17 protein-coding genes are annotated in these 16,171 nt (G+C 31.2%); 3 read left to right on the forward strand and 14 right to left on the reverse strand.

All coding sequences use genetic code 11. The features are described 5' to 3' along the window. The 9 genes from K6343_06235 to K6343_06275 all read right to left on the reverse strand — a co-directional run bounded on the left by K6343_06235 (window position 1) and on the right by K6343_06275 (window position 6,471). Window positions 1-822, reverse strand: coding sequence for an NAD(+)/NADH kinase (locus K6343_06235; protein MEF3245555.1), 822 nt, complete (start codon window positions 820-822; stop codon window positions 1-3). Continuing rightward, complete coding sequence (locus K6343_06240; protein MEF3245556.1) at window positions 804-1,595, reverse strand: TlyA family RNA methyltransferase; 792 nt, start codon at window positions 1,593-1,595, stop codon at window positions 804-806. Before K6343_06240 ends, K6343_06235 begins: the two co-directional genes overlap by 19 nt. Next, complete coding sequence (gene dxs / locus K6343_06245) at window positions 1,576-3,396, reverse strand: 1-deoxy-D-xylulose-5-phosphate synthase (protein ID MEF3245557.1); 1,821 nt, start codon at window positions 3,394-3,396, stop codon at window positions 1,576-1,578. The genes K6343_06240 and dxs overlap by 20 nt, the downstream gene beginning before the upstream one ends. Window position 3,397: 1 nt before the next feature. Then, a complete protein-coding gene (locus tag K6343_06250; protein MEF3245558.1) occupies window positions 3,398-4,288 on the reverse strand; it encodes a polyprenyl synthetase family protein in 891 nt (296 codons plus the stop codon). 17 nt (window positions 4,289-4,305) lie between these two features. After that, a complete protein-coding gene (gene yccX / locus K6343_06255; GenBank protein ID MEF3245559.1) occupies window positions 4,306-4,581 on the reverse strand; it encodes an acylphosphatase in 276 nt (91 codons plus the stop codon). After that, on the reverse strand, window positions 4,562-4,969 hold the full coding sequence (nusB, locus tag K6343_06260; protein ID MEF3245560.1) for a transcription antitermination factor NusB: 408 nt from the start codon (window positions 4,967-4,969) through the stop codon (window positions 4,562-4,564). The genes yccX and nusB overlap by 20 nt, the downstream gene beginning before the upstream one ends. Further along, window positions 4,959-5,243 (reverse strand): Asp23/Gls24 family envelope stress response protein, encoded by a 285-nt coding sequence (locus tag K6343_06265; protein ID MEF3245561.1) that lies wholly within the window; start codon window positions 5,241-5,243, stop codon window positions 4,959-4,961. Before K6343_06265 ends, nusB begins: the two co-directional genes overlap by 11 nt. Further along, the gene (efp, locus tag K6343_06270; GenBank protein MEF3245562.1) at window positions 5,240-5,803 is read right to left on the reverse strand and encodes an elongation factor P; all 564 of its coding nucleotides are present in this window, start codon (window positions 5,801-5,803) and stop codon (window positions 5,240-5,242) included. The genes K6343_06265 and efp overlap by 4 nt, the downstream gene beginning before the upstream one ends. Window positions 5,804-5,865: 62 nt before the next feature. Continuing rightward, on the reverse strand, window positions 5,866-6,471 hold the full coding sequence (locus tag K6343_06275; protein ID MEF3245563.1) for a glycerol-3-phosphate acyltransferase: 606 nt from the start codon (window positions 6,469-6,471) through the stop codon (window positions 5,866-5,868). Window positions 6,472-6,533: 62 nt separating this feature from the next. Here K6343_06275 and K6343_06280 point away from each other — a divergent pair, with 62 nt between their 5' ends. Continuing rightward, entirely contained in the window at window positions 6,534-7,205 is a 672-nt protein-coding gene (locus tag K6343_06280) for a response regulator transcription factor (GenBank protein MEF3245564.1), read from the forward strand. Beyond that, window positions 7,202-8,272, forward strand: coding sequence for a HAMP domain-containing histidine kinase (locus tag K6343_06285; GenBank protein ID MEF3245565.1), 1,071 nt, complete (start codon window positions 7,202-7,204; stop codon window positions 8,270-8,272). Before K6343_06280 ends, K6343_06285 begins: the two co-directional genes overlap by 4 nt. Here K6343_06285 and K6343_06290 read toward each other — a convergent pair. From K6343_06290 to K6343_06300, 3 genes are read right to left on the reverse strand one after another with little or no spacing between them, the layout of a single operon-like run. Further along, on the reverse strand, window positions 8,265-9,653 hold the full coding sequence (locus tag K6343_06290) for a hypothetical protein (GenBank protein MEF3245566.1): 1,389 nt from the start codon (window positions 9,651-9,653) through the stop codon (window positions 8,265-8,267). The genes K6343_06285 and K6343_06290 overlap by 8 nt on opposite strands. 3 nt (window positions 9,654-9,656) lie before the next feature. Beyond that, window positions 9,657-10,862, reverse strand: a complete 1,206-nt coding sequence (locus K6343_06295; protein MEF3245567.1) for a DUF58 domain-containing protein — start codon at window positions 10,860-10,862, stop codon at window positions 9,657-9,659. Then, window positions 10,849-11,799 carry a MoxR family ATPase gene (locus K6343_06300; GenBank protein MEF3245568.1) on the reverse strand — a complete coding sequence of 317 codons (951 nt, stop codon included), beginning with the start codon at window positions 11,797-11,799 and terminating at the stop codon, window positions 10,849-10,851. Before K6343_06300 ends, K6343_06295 begins: the two co-directional genes overlap by 14 nt. 140 nt (window positions 11,800-11,939) lie before the next feature. Here K6343_06300 and K6343_06305 point away from each other — a divergent pair, with 140 nt between their 5' ends. After that, entirely contained in the window at window positions 11,940-13,052 is a 1,113-nt protein-coding gene (locus K6343_06305) for a cation:proton antiporter (protein MEF3245569.1), read from the forward strand. Here the strand turns inward: K6343_06305 and K6343_06310 are convergent. Continuing rightward, window positions 13,035-14,192, reverse strand: coding sequence for an MFS transporter (locus K6343_06310; protein ID MEF3245570.1), 1,158 nt, complete (start codon window positions 14,190-14,192; stop codon window positions 13,035-13,037). The two genes, K6343_06305 and K6343_06310, sit on opposite strands and share 18 nt — an antisense overlap. A 1-nt stretch (window position 14,193) precedes the next feature. Further along, window positions 14,194-16,107, reverse strand: coding sequence for a molybdopterin biosynthesis protein (locus K6343_06315; protein ID MEF3245571.1), 1,914 nt, complete (start codon window positions 16,105-16,107; stop codon window positions 14,194-14,196). Window positions 16,108-16,171: the final 64 nt, after the last annotated feature.

A 16,171-nucleotide genomic window follows, 5' to 3' on the forward strand; every position in this document is an offset into this window, starting at 1 on the left:
TTATTTCCCCCAGTTAAACTTTTTGTTTAAAATCTTAAAAAAGTTTATTCCTTTGATATGCAAAACCTTCAATTTTTTATCACTAAGTTTAAAGGTTATACGGTCCAATTTTTTCAATTTAGTGACCTCAACTCCATCACTTAGGAAATGGAAATTGCCAGAAGATATGATTTTGAGCGTAAGAGTGTTTTCCTTAGATAAGATTAAAGGCCTGTAAGAAAGTTTATGCGGAGCAATAAGAGCAAATTCAAATACCGAAGCGTGAGGATGAATGATTGGACCATTGACTGAAAGAGCATAAGCCGTAGAACCTGTTGAAGTTGCAATAATAACACCGTCACATCTAAAAGTTCCTGCTTTAATACCATCGACGCAAATTTCTATCTGTAGTATTTTATCATTAATCTCTCTTTGTATTACAAAATCATTAACTGCATAAAAATATTTCTGTAAGAAATTATTAGATTCTGCTAATAAAATCGACCGCTCCTCAATGAAGGATTCACCATTCAACAGTTTATCGATTGCAAAAAAAACGTCCATTCCTTCAACATCTGTAAGGAAACCAAGATTACCAAGGTTTACCCCTAAAATTGGAACGTTATTTTCTAAGGCAGTTCTTGAAGCACTTAGAAAGGTTCCATCGCCACCGAGACTTAATATAATAATTTCCTCACCAAAGTACTTACTTTTCAGTTCTATCTTATCGATTACTTCAACATTTCTCTTTTTAAGATACTCTTTAACTTTTTTTGCAATGTTAATTAAAGAAGGATCGTCTTTATAAAATACCCCAACTTTTCTTACGATAATCTCTCCCATGCTTCACCAACGATTTTATCAATAATTTCATCTTTAACAAAATCTCCTTCTTTTTTTATGAGGTAAAAAAATTCAATATTTCCTTTCCCTCCCTTTATGGGGGAGATTGTTGCTTCAGTAACTACAAGTCCCAAATTTCTTATTTTAGAAGCAACTTCTCTTAAAATAATTGTATGAAAATTTTTATCTCTTATAATCCCTTTTCTCAGATATTTTCTTTCACTTTCAAATTGAGGCTTAATTAATGCAATAATTAATCCATCCTCATTCATTAGATTTACTACAGTGCTAAGTATCTTTAAAACAGAAATAAACGATACATCAATTGTAATGATATCAACTTTTTCTTTAATTATTTCGTCAGTTAAATAGCGCGCATTAATTCCTTCAAGTAAAATAAGCCTTTGATCTTCTCTTAGTGATACATCTATAAGACCCTTTCCAACGTCTACCGCATAGACTTTTGATACTCCATGTTTCAGAAGACAATCAGTAAAACCACCAGTAGAACTTCCAACGTCAAGAGCAATTTTACCCGATACGCTAATTTTAAATTCAGAAATCGCAAAATCAAGTTTAATGCCTCCTCGACTAACAAACTGATTGCTATCTTTAACAATTTTTATTGAATCTTCCTCTGATACTAATTCGCTAGGTTTGATTGCTTTTCTTCCGTTGACTATAACTTTACCTTCAAGTATGTGATACTTAGCTTCGGTTCTACTTGAAACTAAACCTCTTAATAAGATCTCCTCATCCAATCTTTTTTTCAATAAGCTTCTCTCCTAATTCAACAATTTTTTGGGAGGTAAGTCCGTATTTCTTTAATAACTCACTTCGCTTACCTTGCTCTGGATAAAAGTCATCTATGGCTATGCTCTCAGTGATAACTCCGAAAGGCGCAAGAAAATTGGCGATCATCTCACCAAAGCCACCTTTTTTAATTCCATCTTCAACAGTAATTACCCTTTTACTTTTTAGAGCAGCTTCTAAAATTAAATTTTTATCAAATGGTTTTACAAAAATTGCGTTAATCAATCCAACACTATAACCTTTTTGTTTAAGATACTCATATGCCTTTAATCCTTCGTAAAAAAGTGGACCTAATGTGATTATAGTTAATTGAGTTCCATCGGCTATCTTCTCGCCTGTTCCAATTTTTAAAACGAATTTTTCACTAAAACCATCTTTTGCAACATCTTTAGGATATCTAATAAGAAAAGGCACGCTTGATATCATGGCAAGTTCCATTAAACCCTTAAGCTCAAATGCATCTTTTGGTGCTGAAATTACAAAATTTGGGATAATACTTGAAAAAGCTATATCAAAAATACCCTGGTGTGTAGGGCCATCATCAGAAACGATTCCAGCTCGGTCAACACAAAAAACCACAGGAAGTGATAAGATACCAACATCATGGATCATTTGATCAAGTGCCCTCTGTAAAAAAGTTGAATAAATCGCAACATATGGCTTAAAACCTTCCTTCGCAAGAGCGGCAGCAGTTGAAACAGCACACTGTTCGGCAATTCCTACATCTAAAAAGCGGGTTGAAAAAGATTCTCTCATCAAGCTTGTTTTAGTGCCATCTGGCATTGCAGCGGTAATTGCAAAAATCTTGTCGTTATTTTTTGCAAGTTCTACGAGGGTTTCTCCAAAAACTTCAGAAAATGTCTTTTCTAATTTATCTTTTTTAGTATTATCTACTTCATAAAAAGGTTCTGCACTATGATATTTCTCTGGAAAATTTTCAGAAAGTTCAAAACCTTTGCCTTTTTTTGTAATTACATGCAATAAAATTGGGGCATCAATTTTTTTAATCCTTTCAAGAGTATTAATCAACTCGGGTATGTTGTGCCCATCAACGGGACCAATATAAGTAAAACCAAATTCTTCAAACAACACGCTTGGTAAAATGAGTTGTTTGATTGCAAGTTTTAATCTCTTACCAAAATTTCTTCCAAGGATACGTTTAAATGATTGGTATATAGATGAAGATCGCAGTTTATACAAGTATTTTGAAATTGCCCCAACGTTTCTTGAAATAGACATGCCATTGTCGTTAAGGACTATAATACACTTTTCACCAAGATGACCTAAATTATTTAAACCTTCATACGCCTCTCCACCTGTTAGAGCACCATCACCAATGATTGTAATGATGTTATAACTTTCTCTTTTTAGTTCTCTTGCTTTTAAAAGCCCAAGAGTGAGTGCAAGGGAAGTAGAGGCATGACCTGCAATAAAATAGTCGTATTTACTTTCTTCTGGGTTTGCATATCCACTTATGCCCCCAAATTGCCTTAAAGTATAAAAATTGTCTTTTCTTCCCGTTAAAATTTTATGTGCATATGCTTGATGTGAGACGTCAAAAAGGATCCTATCAACTGAAAAATCAAAAACATAATGCAATGCTATTGTAAGATCAACAACTCCGAGGTTTGAAGCAAGATGCCCGCCATTCTTTGAAACTGTATCAATTATCAAAGTTCTAATTTCATCTGAAAGGGCATTTAGCTGGTTTAAATCTAACTTTTTTAAATCTTCAGGGGAGTTAATACTTTCCAAAAGCATTTTACTTTAAATCCTTCAAATAAAAATTCAATAAACTTTTTAAAATATCGTATTTTTCACCGTAAAAGGACAAAAAGCCTAACGCTTTATTTTTAATATCTAAACCCATTTCATAAGCCTTATCTAGACCATATAGGTTTACAAAAGTTGCTTTTCTATTTTTTTTATCTTGCATAACATCTTTTCCAAGTTCTTCCAGAGTAGAAGTTTCATCCAAAATATCATCTTGAATTTGATATGCAATGCCAAAATTTTCAGCAAAACGGGTAAGGTTCATCAACTCTTCATTAGATACATTAGCAAGAATTAAAGCAGTTCTCACAGCGAGGATAAATAGAGATGCAGTTTTTCTTCTTTCAATATAGAAAATCAAATCATCATCAACTGCCTCATTCTCCATTGTAACCATATCCATTACTTGCCCACCCACAAGTCCTTTAACGCCACTGAGTTCAGCAAATTCATGGATAATCCTTAACAAATTTTCTTCAGTAAATTTTGCAACTAACTTTGAACTTGAGATAATATCAAAAGCAAGTGAAATAAGGGCATCACCTGCAAGAAGAGCCATATCACTTCCATAGATCTTATGACAGGTAGGCCTTCCACGTCTCATTTCACTATTGTCCATTATTGGTAGATCATCATGAATAAGAGAATAAGTATGTATGAGTTCTAACGCTGAGGCAAAAGGTAAAGCATCTTCTATATTTTTACTGTTGGACTCATATGTTGCAAGTAGTAAAATAGGACGTAGTCTTTTACCGCCACTTACTAGACTGTAATTAATAGCTGCATACAATGGTGAATCTTCTTTTATTTTATCTAAAACTTTTACTAAGTAATCTTCTACTGTCTGCTTTTTTTCTTGTATGAATTCTTCTATTTCCATATAGGAACCTCTTTATCTTAGTAAATTTCAAAATCGACAAATTCATTCTTCACTTGAGAATATTTAACATCCACTTTATCTACCCTTGCTCCATATGGTCCTCTTTTAACAATTTCAATAAACTGTTTTAAAGAAGCCTCTGTGCCATCAACAACTATATGAACTGATCCATCGATTAAATTTTCCACAAACCCAGTTAAGCCAATCTTTCTTGCATGAGTCCTTGTAAAATATCTAAAGCCTACTCCTTGCACAATGCCATAAACATAAATTTCAGCTCTTAACTTCTCCATATTTTTGTCTTAAATAATTTCTTAATACACCATTTACAAAATTGCCAGAATCGGAACTCCCGTATTTTTTTGCTAACTCTACTGCCTCAAACACAATGAAACCTTCGCTATCAAAATTAGAATCAATCCCAAATATAGCAATCCTTAAAATTTCCTTATCTACGGTGTTTATCCTATCTAAGTTCCAATTTTCTAAAAGAGGAGAAATTTTTTCGTCAATCTCATTAATTTTACTGAGTGTGCCATCAAGAAGTTTTAAAGCATACTCTAGCACATCTGCCGGTTCATATTTAAAAGGTAATAGAGCATCTGGAACTTCATTTTTTCCAATATCAACTGCATACATTGCTCTTACAGCAATTTCAATACCCTTCTTTTTAGCGCTCATTCACTACATCCTCAAACTCAATGGAAATTTCATTTACTTTAAAAGGTGTAATACTTTCGACTTCTAATTTTATTGTTTTTTTAATTTCATCTGAAAGTCTGACAAGGTTAAAACCAAAAACTGCAGTAATTTTTACAAAAACTGAGATAATAGAATCCAAATGCTCCACATTTACAGAATTTCTATTTGGCAGTTTGGCAACACCATCAATTTTAAGCAAAGCCTCTTCAATTATTGATTTTAGTGCCTCAGTAGATAAAATTATTTTGCTCATTTATTCACCCTCTCTAAATATTCACCAGTTCTCGTATCAATTCTTATAATGTCTCCTTGATTAATAAATAGTGGTACCTGCAATTTATATCCAGTTTCTACAGTTGCAGGCTTCATTGCCGATGTTGCAGTATCTCCTTTTACTCCAGGTTCAGTTTCAATAACTTCAAGTTCTACGAAATTTGGAAGTTCAATAGAAACAGGTTTTTCTTTGTAAAATACCACTTGTAATTCTAAATTTTCTTTTAAAAAGTTTGCATTTTCTCCAACATCATCAATGCCTAAATATAGTTGCTCGTATGTTGTTAGGTCCATAAAAACAAAATTATCCCCTTCTCTGTACAAGTATTGCATAGGTTTTCTTTCAAGGAAAGCCTTTTTAAATTTTTCTTCTGGTCTAAAAGTCCGCTCAATAATATTCCCAGATTCAAGACTCTTCATCTTTATTCGAACAAATGGAGAACCTTTTCCGGGCTTTATGTGTTGATATGAAATAACCACAAATAGTTCTCCTTCAATTTCAAAGGTTACCCCATTTCTCAATTCATTTGCTGAAATCATAATTACCTCCAACTAAAAAATTCTTTTTTAATTATAATCTAAAATAATTTTTATTCAACCTTTCAAACACCACTTCTAAGATGTAAAATTTTTGCTACTTTCACTCTATGTTTAAATACAACAATAAGAAGAGAAGATAAAAGCCACTTAATTAAAAAAATATCTTTGGAATAGAAAATCAGAAATATAGCTACAATATAACCCAAAGCCTCACTCTCAACAAAATAGGAAAAATCATATAACCTTATTTTAAAAATTCTTACAAAAAGATAGATAATAAGAAATGCAGTAAGAGTCTCTAAAGCAAGATTAAAATTAATTGCAAAAAAACCACCTAGCATCATTGCTATTCCAGTCCCTCCACTAAAGTTAAAAAATACAGGAAAATCATGACCCAATATAGCAAAAGCAAAACCAATAGCAATAATATTCTCCTCCTGTAAAAAGCGAATACCGTATTGCATCAAGAAAAAGCCTTTTAAAAAGTCAAAGATAAAAACAACTATACCTAAAAGTTTATTTATATTCAAAAAAACGTTTGTGGCGCCTGCATTACTATCACCAAAATTTCTAATGTCTTTTTTAGAGAAAAGGTAAGTAATAATATATGCAGAATTTAGAGAACCTATTAAATAACAGGTTAAGGAATAAAGAATAATTTTTTGCATATACATACTATAGTTTATAAAAATCACAATTTCTTCACAATTTCGGCTATAATAATTTTGAGATGAAAAAGATATTAATCGTGGAAGATGAAGAAAGTATAAGAAATTTGGTAAAACTCTACCTCAAAAAAGCAGAGTATGAAGTTATTGAAGCAAAAGACGGTAGAGTTGCTCTTCTAAAATTTGAGACAGAAAAACCAAACTTAGTGATTTTAGATTTAATGATACCTTACATAAGTGGAGAAAACGTTGCAAAGGAAATTAGAAAAAGGTCAAATATTCCAATTATAATGCTCACGGCAAAAGCTGACGAAGAGAATAGAATTACTGGCTTAGAAATAGGAGCTGATGATTATGTGGTAAAACCCTTCAGTCCGAGAGAATTAGTGCTTAGAGTAAAAAACATTTTGAAAAGAAGTTACCAAGATGAGAGCAATATAGTTATAAAAGACTTGGAGATCATACCTAAAGAGATGAAAGTGCTTAAAAACGGGGTTGAAATAGAATTTACAACAAGAGAATTTAGGGTTTTATTTACACTTGCAAAGAAAGCGCCTGCAGTTTTATCCAGAGAAGAAATTATGGATGAAATTTACGACGAATACGATGATGTTGTGTTCGATAGGACTATAGATGTATTTATAAAAAATATAAGAAAAAAACTCAAAGACGACCCCAAAAATCCACATTATATTGAATCTGTATATGGCGCAGGTTACAGGTTGCTAAAATGAAATTCAGAGTAAAATTTATTTTAAGTCATATTATTGTTAGTCTCACTTCAGCTGTAATTTCCATACTATTAATAAACTATTTTGTAAGGTATTTTTTCATAAGGATTTTTGTAGGGAAAGGAGTATCAATCATAATTCCAGAAGCAGGGACTAGATTTTTAAATAACGTAAAATTTGTCATTCTTATATCTGGGCTCATTTCAGTTATCATTGGTTTTGTTTTAGCACTTAGCATCTCAGAGTATATCTTAAAGCCGATTATACAGATGAAGGAATTTGCAAGAAGAATCTCACAAGGTGACTTCAAAGCAAGGCTTAAAAAAAATACAGATGATGAAATTGGAGAGCTTACAGAATCGTTAAACTACATGGCATTTCATCTTGGTGAAATTGAATCAATGCGAACAAAACTAATGCAGAACATTTCTCACGATCTTAGGACGCCACTCTCCTCCATTAAAGGATATCTCGAGGTTTTAATTGATGAAAGTTTTTCTAACGAGGAAAAAGAAAATGCAAAAGAAATTATTAGAAAAGAAATCGAAAAAATGGAAAAAATGACAAAAGATTTAACAAAACTCTCCACTGCCGATAGTAAAGCACTTCCTTTAGAATTTGAGAAAGTCAATTTAACAAATATATTGAAAGAGACCTTTAATGCCTTTAAATTAAAAATAGAAGAAAAAGGAATTAAAGGGATTCTTTTACTCGAAGATGAGGACATCTATATAATGGGAGATGTTCAAAAATTAAAAGAAATATTCTCTAATTTGCTTGATAATGCACTTAAATTTACGATGCATGGTTACATAAAAGTAAAATTATCCAAAGAAAAAGACAAAGCGGTTGTTGAAATAAGAGATACTGGAATTGGCATAAAAGAGAAAGACCTACCTCTTATTTTTGATAGATTCTACAAAGTTCATGTAAACTCTGATGATTCTGGGCTTGGTCTTGGACTTTCAATCGTAAAAGAATACACGTATGCACACAACGGAGAATTAGAAGTTAAAAGCGAAGAAAACGTTGGCTCAACTTTCATTTTAAAATTTAAAATCGTTAATTAGCCTTTACATTCTCTAACTCTTCCAACATTTTTATAGAATTAGTTTTAAGTTGATTAAACAAGACACTATCAATTTCGCAACCTGAATATTCAACAAAGTAAAAAGCGTCAACTAACTTTGAAAAATTTTCACTTGTAAGATAGTTTTTAATGCTATTAAGAAACTCTTTTGGAGTTACACTTTCAGAGTAATTAAAACCTCGTTTTATGAGTGTCAAAACTGAAAGAAAATACAGATACTCAATAAATTCCTTTTTACTTGAAATCATTGCTAGATATTTAACGCCAAATTCCTTGTATTTTTTAGATAATGTTTGAAGTTTATCCTTAAAAGCATCTCCTGTTAATGGAACTAAAATTTCCCCATTTAGTTTGTAGAGATAAAAGGCCAAAGCAACAAACCCCAATACCGTTAAAATAGTTAATGCAAAAATTATTAAAAAGTCTCTATTTTTAATGTGATAAAAGAGCAAACTAAAAATTACTAAGAATAGAATTAAAAAAAACGAAATAATTAAAGAGACTTTAAAATTAGAATTATAAAATTTCGAATAATTACTTTCATGCTTTCTTGCATATAAATTCATTATGAAAAGCACAAAACCATAAACAAGGATAAGCAGAACAAAGGGATAAATAAAATTACTTTGATCAATATTAAAACTTTGGAAACTTATGTTATAAGTTGTTAAGGTTAATAACATCAAAATAATTGTAGGTAGTATCGACAAAAAAATTAAAACTTGTTTTAGACTGTTTCTTTTTGGTTGTAAGATCTTTACCTTATTAAAATTTGCTTTAACTACAAAATACAAAAAAACAAGAAGTCCAATTAAGATAAATAAAGCAAAAACAATAGCAATAATATTTGTAAAAGATAAGTTCTTTACTTCCACTTGTTCATTAATAATCCCACCTAAATTATTAGGGGAATTCTGTAAATTCGTGTGTAATTCTTCTTTAGGAATAGGTGTAAAAAGAAAACTAGCAATAGAAACAAATGTCTGTGAAAAATTAATTTTTAAAAATGGTAAAATATCTATATTTAGCAATCCAAAAAGTGGGACGAAAGATAAATAAAAATACATTTTTTTATTAAATATTCCGTTTCTTTTTAGCTTATCTATAAGATAAAAGTATAGAGAGAGAAACGAAAGAACATTCAACCAAATGTTAAAATGAAATATAGAACTAATAATAAAACTACCAAACAAAAAGCTAACAGGAGTAAAATCATACTTAAAAGAAAGATAAAAAAACAGCAACAAGAATAAAAAGGCGATTAACAACAAAACAATACGCAACTCATACTTTGCAATATTTTCGATTAGAAATTTTGCTACTACCAATAAAAGTTGAATATTAAAAATTGCATAAACCATGCCTTACACCTCAAGTAAGCTTAAATAGTCTTTTCCAAGTACTGGGTAGAGAGTTACCCCTTCCTTTTCAAGGATATCCTTAAGAGTATTTAACTCATTTATAGACGGCGGCTCTTTAAAATAGTAATAAGGGGGCTTTTCATTAGGAAAAACAAATGTTTCATCAACTAACAGCACGATATTAATTTTAGAAAAGTGGTATTTAAGTCTAAAGAGTAAAAGAAGTGTATCAAAATTAATTTCCTTGTCAATATAGAAAAGTTCACTTCCAAATTCACTTTTTTGAATAAGCGCCTTTATAAAAAATCCTGTTTCGAAAGCGTCGTTGAAATTTTTTGAAAGAGTCTTAAAACATTCAAGGAGATGATACTCACTAGAATCTAATTTAATATCAACAAAATCTTTAGAATTTACTATCACAGAAAAAGGTAAATGATACTTATTTGCATAATAAAGAATTGATGCTGCAACGGAAGTTGCGGCGTCTAAAAACTTAAGAGATTTTTTGTAATAATTAACTGCAACGTATATACGTTTAGAAGCAGAAAAGTCAAATTCTTTAACAACCAGCTCCCCTTTATGCGCAGTCTGTTTCCAATGGATGAGTTTTACAGGATCACCTGGAGCGTAGTCTCTTACACCTGCAACATAAGAGTAATCAAAATTAATCCTATATTTAGCTTTTATTCCTTCGTAAGGATCTAACAGTTTTATATTGAGTTTCGATAAGGAAACAAGTTTTGGGAAGACGAAAATAGTTTTAAGTTTTCCGTATTTTTTAACAAACACAAAGAGGTTTAGAGGGTCTGTAACAGCAACAGTTGCGCTACCTATTTCATATATACCTCTTCTATTGCTAACAAGATTAGCCTCAAATTTATCATCCATCTTTTTACCAAATAATAAATTACTTGATTTGTTTGAAATTGAAACAATATATGGTGGGAGGTCTATTTTGTATAAAACCTTAAAAGGAAGAAAAGAATTAAAAAGAAAAGTATAATTAATTTTGAACGGTGATTTTTGGGTTGTAGTATAATTTGTTATATCACTATCTACTAAAATTTCCATTCTTCTTAAAGCAATCACATAAAAGATAACGTAAACAGCTGAAATAAAGAGTAATAAATAGAAGATGAAACCAAAAAATGCAGTCATTAATAATAGTGCAATTAAAAAGAATTTGCTGCCTTTCCTAAGATATCTCATTTTCAAAGTCTACATCTTTGGGCACTTTTACCGTGTCTAAAACTTCAAATACAACATCGCTTGTTTTTTTACCCCTAAGCTTTGCTTCAGCTTTTAAAATAATTCTATGATTAACAACATCCAAAACTGACTGTTTCACATCATCTGGAATTACAAAATTTCTGCCTTCAATAAAAGCTCTCGCTTGTGAGACTTTCATTAAATGTATTGTTGCTCTTGGGCTTATGCCCAAATAAACATCTTTATGAGTTCTTATATTAGAAGCAATATCAACAATGAAATCATAAATTTTTGGATGAATGAAAACCTTTTTGACACTTTCTTGTAAAGTAAGCAAATCTTCTCGGCTTCCAATTAGTCTTGAATTTTCTATAAGTTCGTGAGTCTTTTCCTGTTGTAAGATTTTGGTTTCATAAGACCTATCTGGATAGCCAACGGAAAGTCGCATAAGGAATCTATCAAGTTGAGCCTCTGGGAGAGGAAACGTTCCTTCGTATTCAATAGGATTTTCTGTTGCAAAAACAATAAAGGGCTTTTCAAGTTTATACACTTTCCCTTCTATTGTAACACCGTACTCTCCCATTGCTTCAAGTAAAGCTGACTGGGTTTTTGGAGTAGCACGGTTGATTTCATCTGCAAGTAAAATGTTAGTAAATATAGGGCCAAATTTAATTTCGAATTTCTTGGTTTCCATATCATATACTGTAACACCTATAATATCTGACGGAAGAACATCGGGTGTAAACTGTATCCTATGAAACGTCATGTTAAACGAGTTTGCAACAGCTTTAGCAAGGGTTGTTTTCCCCGTACCAGGCACATCTTCAAGTAATACGTGCCCATTAGCAAGTAGCCCAATTACAACCTTTTTTATTACTTCTTCCTTTCCTAAAATTACACTATTCAAATTATCCAACAACTTTTCGATTATTTCCATCCGTACCTCCATACAAAAATCATTTTATTATAATAATTCTTAAAATATACTCAACTTGACTTTATTAACACTTTAAATATACTAAGTTTATGGAAGAGTTCCTTATCTTCATAAGCCTTTCAGTACTTATCGGAGGAATTTTGTCATATTATATTACAAGATCAAAATTTCCGACTATCACTGGCCTCATAATAATTGGATTGTTGGTTTCAGCAACATCTTTCATAAAGAGATACTTGCTGAATTATCAGGATTTTGTTGCTCTTGTTATAGAAATTACTCCAGTTTTACTTGTGTTCAGAGCTGGCCTAGAATTGACCCATGTAAGATCTTTTACCAAAAAGATTTTAATTGCATCAATTATCCAATCTTTGATCACGTATTTGGTCATATTTCTGATTACAAAGTTCGTTATGGAATTAAACAATATCGAATCACTTGTAATGGGCACCATATGGATGGTAACAGGAACAGATGTTTCAATAACTATCATAAAAAACTTAAAAATTGCTCAAGATTTAAAAGAAAAATTAGCAAGTTGCACAATCATTGATGATTTAATAGCAGAAATATTCTTTTTTCTATCTTTCCCTCTGCTACATTTTTCTTCAGACTTACAAGGAAAAACTTCTCAAATATTTTTTCTTTCATTACAGGAAGTTGTTCTTTCCATTTTATTAGGATTTTTTTTAGGGATTGCGCTCTCACTTTTTATTAAACTAACAAAATTAAGATTCATAAAGTTTACAACTGCATTTTCAATTATTATTCTCTTAATAGGTATCTCAAGCATCTTAAAAACACACAGTCTTATAGTATCACTACTTGCTGGAACTGTAATATCTATAATGATTAAAAAGGAATACGTTTTTTCAATCCTAAACTCACTAAGAGAGTTTGAAAATATTTTTTATACCCTCTTTGTAATTGTTATAATTGGTTCGGTCACAATTTTTAATCTCGAAAAAAGCCTATACTTAGGTTTAGTTACATTAATAATAAGGTTTATAGGAAAAAGCATCGGCGCTTTCGCAATTGAACAAACAAAGTTATTGGATGATGCTACATTCTTAGATATAGTAGTAAGTCTTGCTCCACAATCTATCCTTAGCCTATATTTTGCTTATAAAATAAAAGATTTGGTTACTAGAACAAATTTAGAAGTGCTTCCCATTACCATTGCAGGAGTTATAATATTTGAAATATTTGGTTATTTAATTATTTACAAACTCGAATTAAATAAAGAAAATTAAAATAGCAGAAAAAATTGCAAGAAATCCACCAAAAAAGAACGGCGCAGAAGGAGCAACGTATTGGTACAAAATCCCAGCGATTAAAGATGCTGGAAAAGACATTATCCCAACTGCGAAATTGTATAAACCATAGGCTGTGCCTCTTACTTCGTCTTTTGCTACAAAATCTGAGATGTAGGCTCTCTGTGAACCTTCAGAAAGTGCGTAATAGACTCCATAAATTGCAAAAATCCACCAGAAAGAAGTCTCAGATTTTGCAAGAGCAAATGCCAAGTAAGAGATTCCATAAATAGTTAATCCTAAAATCAAAGTAGCTTTTCTACCAATTTTGTCAGAAAGAATGCCAAATGGAGTAGATAAAATTGCATAAACTATAGTATTAACAAACCACATAAGGAGTATTGTAGTTGAAAATATCCCAAATGAACTTGCATACATAGTAATAAAAGCATCTGAACTATTCCCCAAGGTAAAGATCGTAATGGCAAACAAAAAGATGTAAAATTTCTTACCTAAATTTAAATTCTTAAAAAAGGTTCCCTGAGATTTTTTTATTTCTTTTTCTAATTTTTTCTCTTTTACAAAAAACAGGATGAGAACAGCAATGACTGCAGGAATTAAAGCAATCTTAAAGACTGCTTCATAGTTAGTTTTTCCAAATTTATCAAGAACCCAAAATGCTAAAAGTGGGGCTACTGCTGCTCCAAAAGTATCAAGTGCTCTATGAAAACCAAAATAAAACCCTCTATTTGTTTCATCTGTATAAGAGGCAATCAAAGCATCTCTTGGAGAAGTTCTTATACCCTTTCCAATTCTTTCAAAGAATCGCACAATAAGGACTGAAAACGGAGTCTTTGAAAAAAGTAAAAAGAACTTTGATACAGTTGATTCAGCATATCCAAAAATAGTGAGCCACTTTCTATTCCTAATTTTATCTGAAATATAACCAGAGAATATCTTTAAAATAGAAGATGTTGTCTCTGCAAGGCCTTCAATAACTCCTATGAAAGCACCACCTGCACCTATCGACTCAAGAAAAAGGGGTAATACTTTTACGATCATTTCAGTTGAAACGTCTGTGAAAAAACTCGTAAGGCCAAGGATAACTACATTGATAATGTTTGCTCGTGTTTTTTTCATTTTAAAAACTCCTTATTTCTCCTTTAAAAATATAGCCTTTAAAATTTTCTACATTTTTTTTAAATGCTTCTGAATGCATCACTTCAAGAAAATATTTTATTTTAGAGTTTTCTTTCTCTTCATAATCTATAAGAATTTCATACTCCTCCTCGCCGAGTTTTATAAAATCAAGGTCAAACAAATTTGCAACATACTCTATACCCAAACCACAATCTGCTAAACCACTTAAAACAGCATTTGCTACACCTAAGTGTGTAATTTCCTCAACATCATAACCTTTTATGTTATTAGGATCAATATAATTACTTTCAAGTAGATAATCTAAAAAAATTCTAGTGCCGGAACCTTTTTGCCTATTAACAAAAACAACGTCTTTCCTCAGCAAATCATTTATAGAGTAGATCTTTTTTGGATTTCCTTTCTTTACTATTAAACCTTGGTTTCTTAAAGCAAAAAGGATTCTTAAAATTTTCTTATCTTTAAGATATTTCTTTATATAAGATTCGTTATACGTCCTTGTTTCTTTATCAAAGAGATGTATTGAAGTAAAGAAGGTTTCACCTCTTAAAAAAGAAAGAAGACCTCCTAAACTACCAGTATTTACAATACCAAATTTAAATTGTGGATTTTGCTTTTTTGCAAAATTTAACAGGAATTCTAACATTGGATCGTTTGAGCCAATAAAAAGAAGTTGGTTATTCAACTCATCTATACTTTTTAAAAGCTCAACTTCAATGGACGAATTTGCAGGAATGCCCTCAAGATCATCTTTTATACTAATTAAACCATCTGAATTTACAACTGAGGAAATGTTAGATGCACCCCTTTTTAATGGAACAACAATCAGTTCATCATGAACATTTGAGATTTTTACCCGAACAAACTCTTGTACACCTAAGCTTGAAGGAATATCTCTTTTGACAACTCCTTTTGCTTTCGATGGATAATCAAGGCTCACACCAGTTATTTCTTCCATAAAAATTTTTAAAAATATTTTTGCATCAATGTAATTAGACACAGGGAACCCAGGAAGTCCAATAAGAGGGGTATCTTTATTAAATCCTATAACGATTGGTTTTCCTGGTTGGATTGTAATTCCATGGAATAAAATTTCACCAAAGCTTTCAAAAACATCTGCAATTAAGTCTTTTGTGCCCTTGGCAGAACCACCAATTATTACAATAGCATGGAATACATCTTTTACATTATCAATTGTGTCTCTTAAAACCTTAAAATCATTCGGTAAGACCTCGTCAAAAACATTTGCTTCTCCTCCGTATGCCTCAACAATTGAAGAAACCATATACGAATTTGAATCAACAACATCTCCTTTTTGGAGTGGTTCATTTATCCTTTTAACTTCCTCACCTGTTGCAATGATAAGTACTTTGGGCTTTTCAAAGACAAAAACCTTTTCGTTTAATGAAGAAATCAAAATACCAACGTGCTCTGGTCTTATTTTTTCATAAACTGGGATGATTATTTCTCCTTTAGAAAAATCCTCTCCTATTGTTCTTACATTTTCATAATAATGAAGTGGGTTAAATACGCTTACAAGGTTATCGTCAACTTTTACATCTTCTACCATCGCAACACAATCAAATGGAAAGTCCAAAATATCACCAGTATTAACATATTTTGCATTTTTACCAATCACAAATGTTTTAGGATTCGAAATAGTTGCATTTGAGGTTGAGGAAGAAATAAGTGCAAAACCATCAACTGCAGAGGCGTTGTAAAAAGGTTCTGATATTTTAGCATAAACCTCTCTTGAAGTAATTCTTCCTAGCGAATCGTAAGTTGGAATTTCTTCTTCTTTTAAGGATTTAAAAATCCTAAGGTCTCTTAATTTTTCTCTAAATACGTTAACTGCTTCAGCAAGACTCTTTCTTTTCAAAAAAATTTCTTTTTTCATTGATGTTATTATAATTAGGTTTCAAAAAATTTGCTACAAAAAGAAGTAATTTATAATATCTTTC

This window comes from Caldisericaceae bacterium, assembly GCA_036574215.1.
Taxonomy (GTDB): domain Bacteria; phylum Caldisericota; class Caldisericia; order Caldisericales; family Caldisericaceae; genus Caldisericum.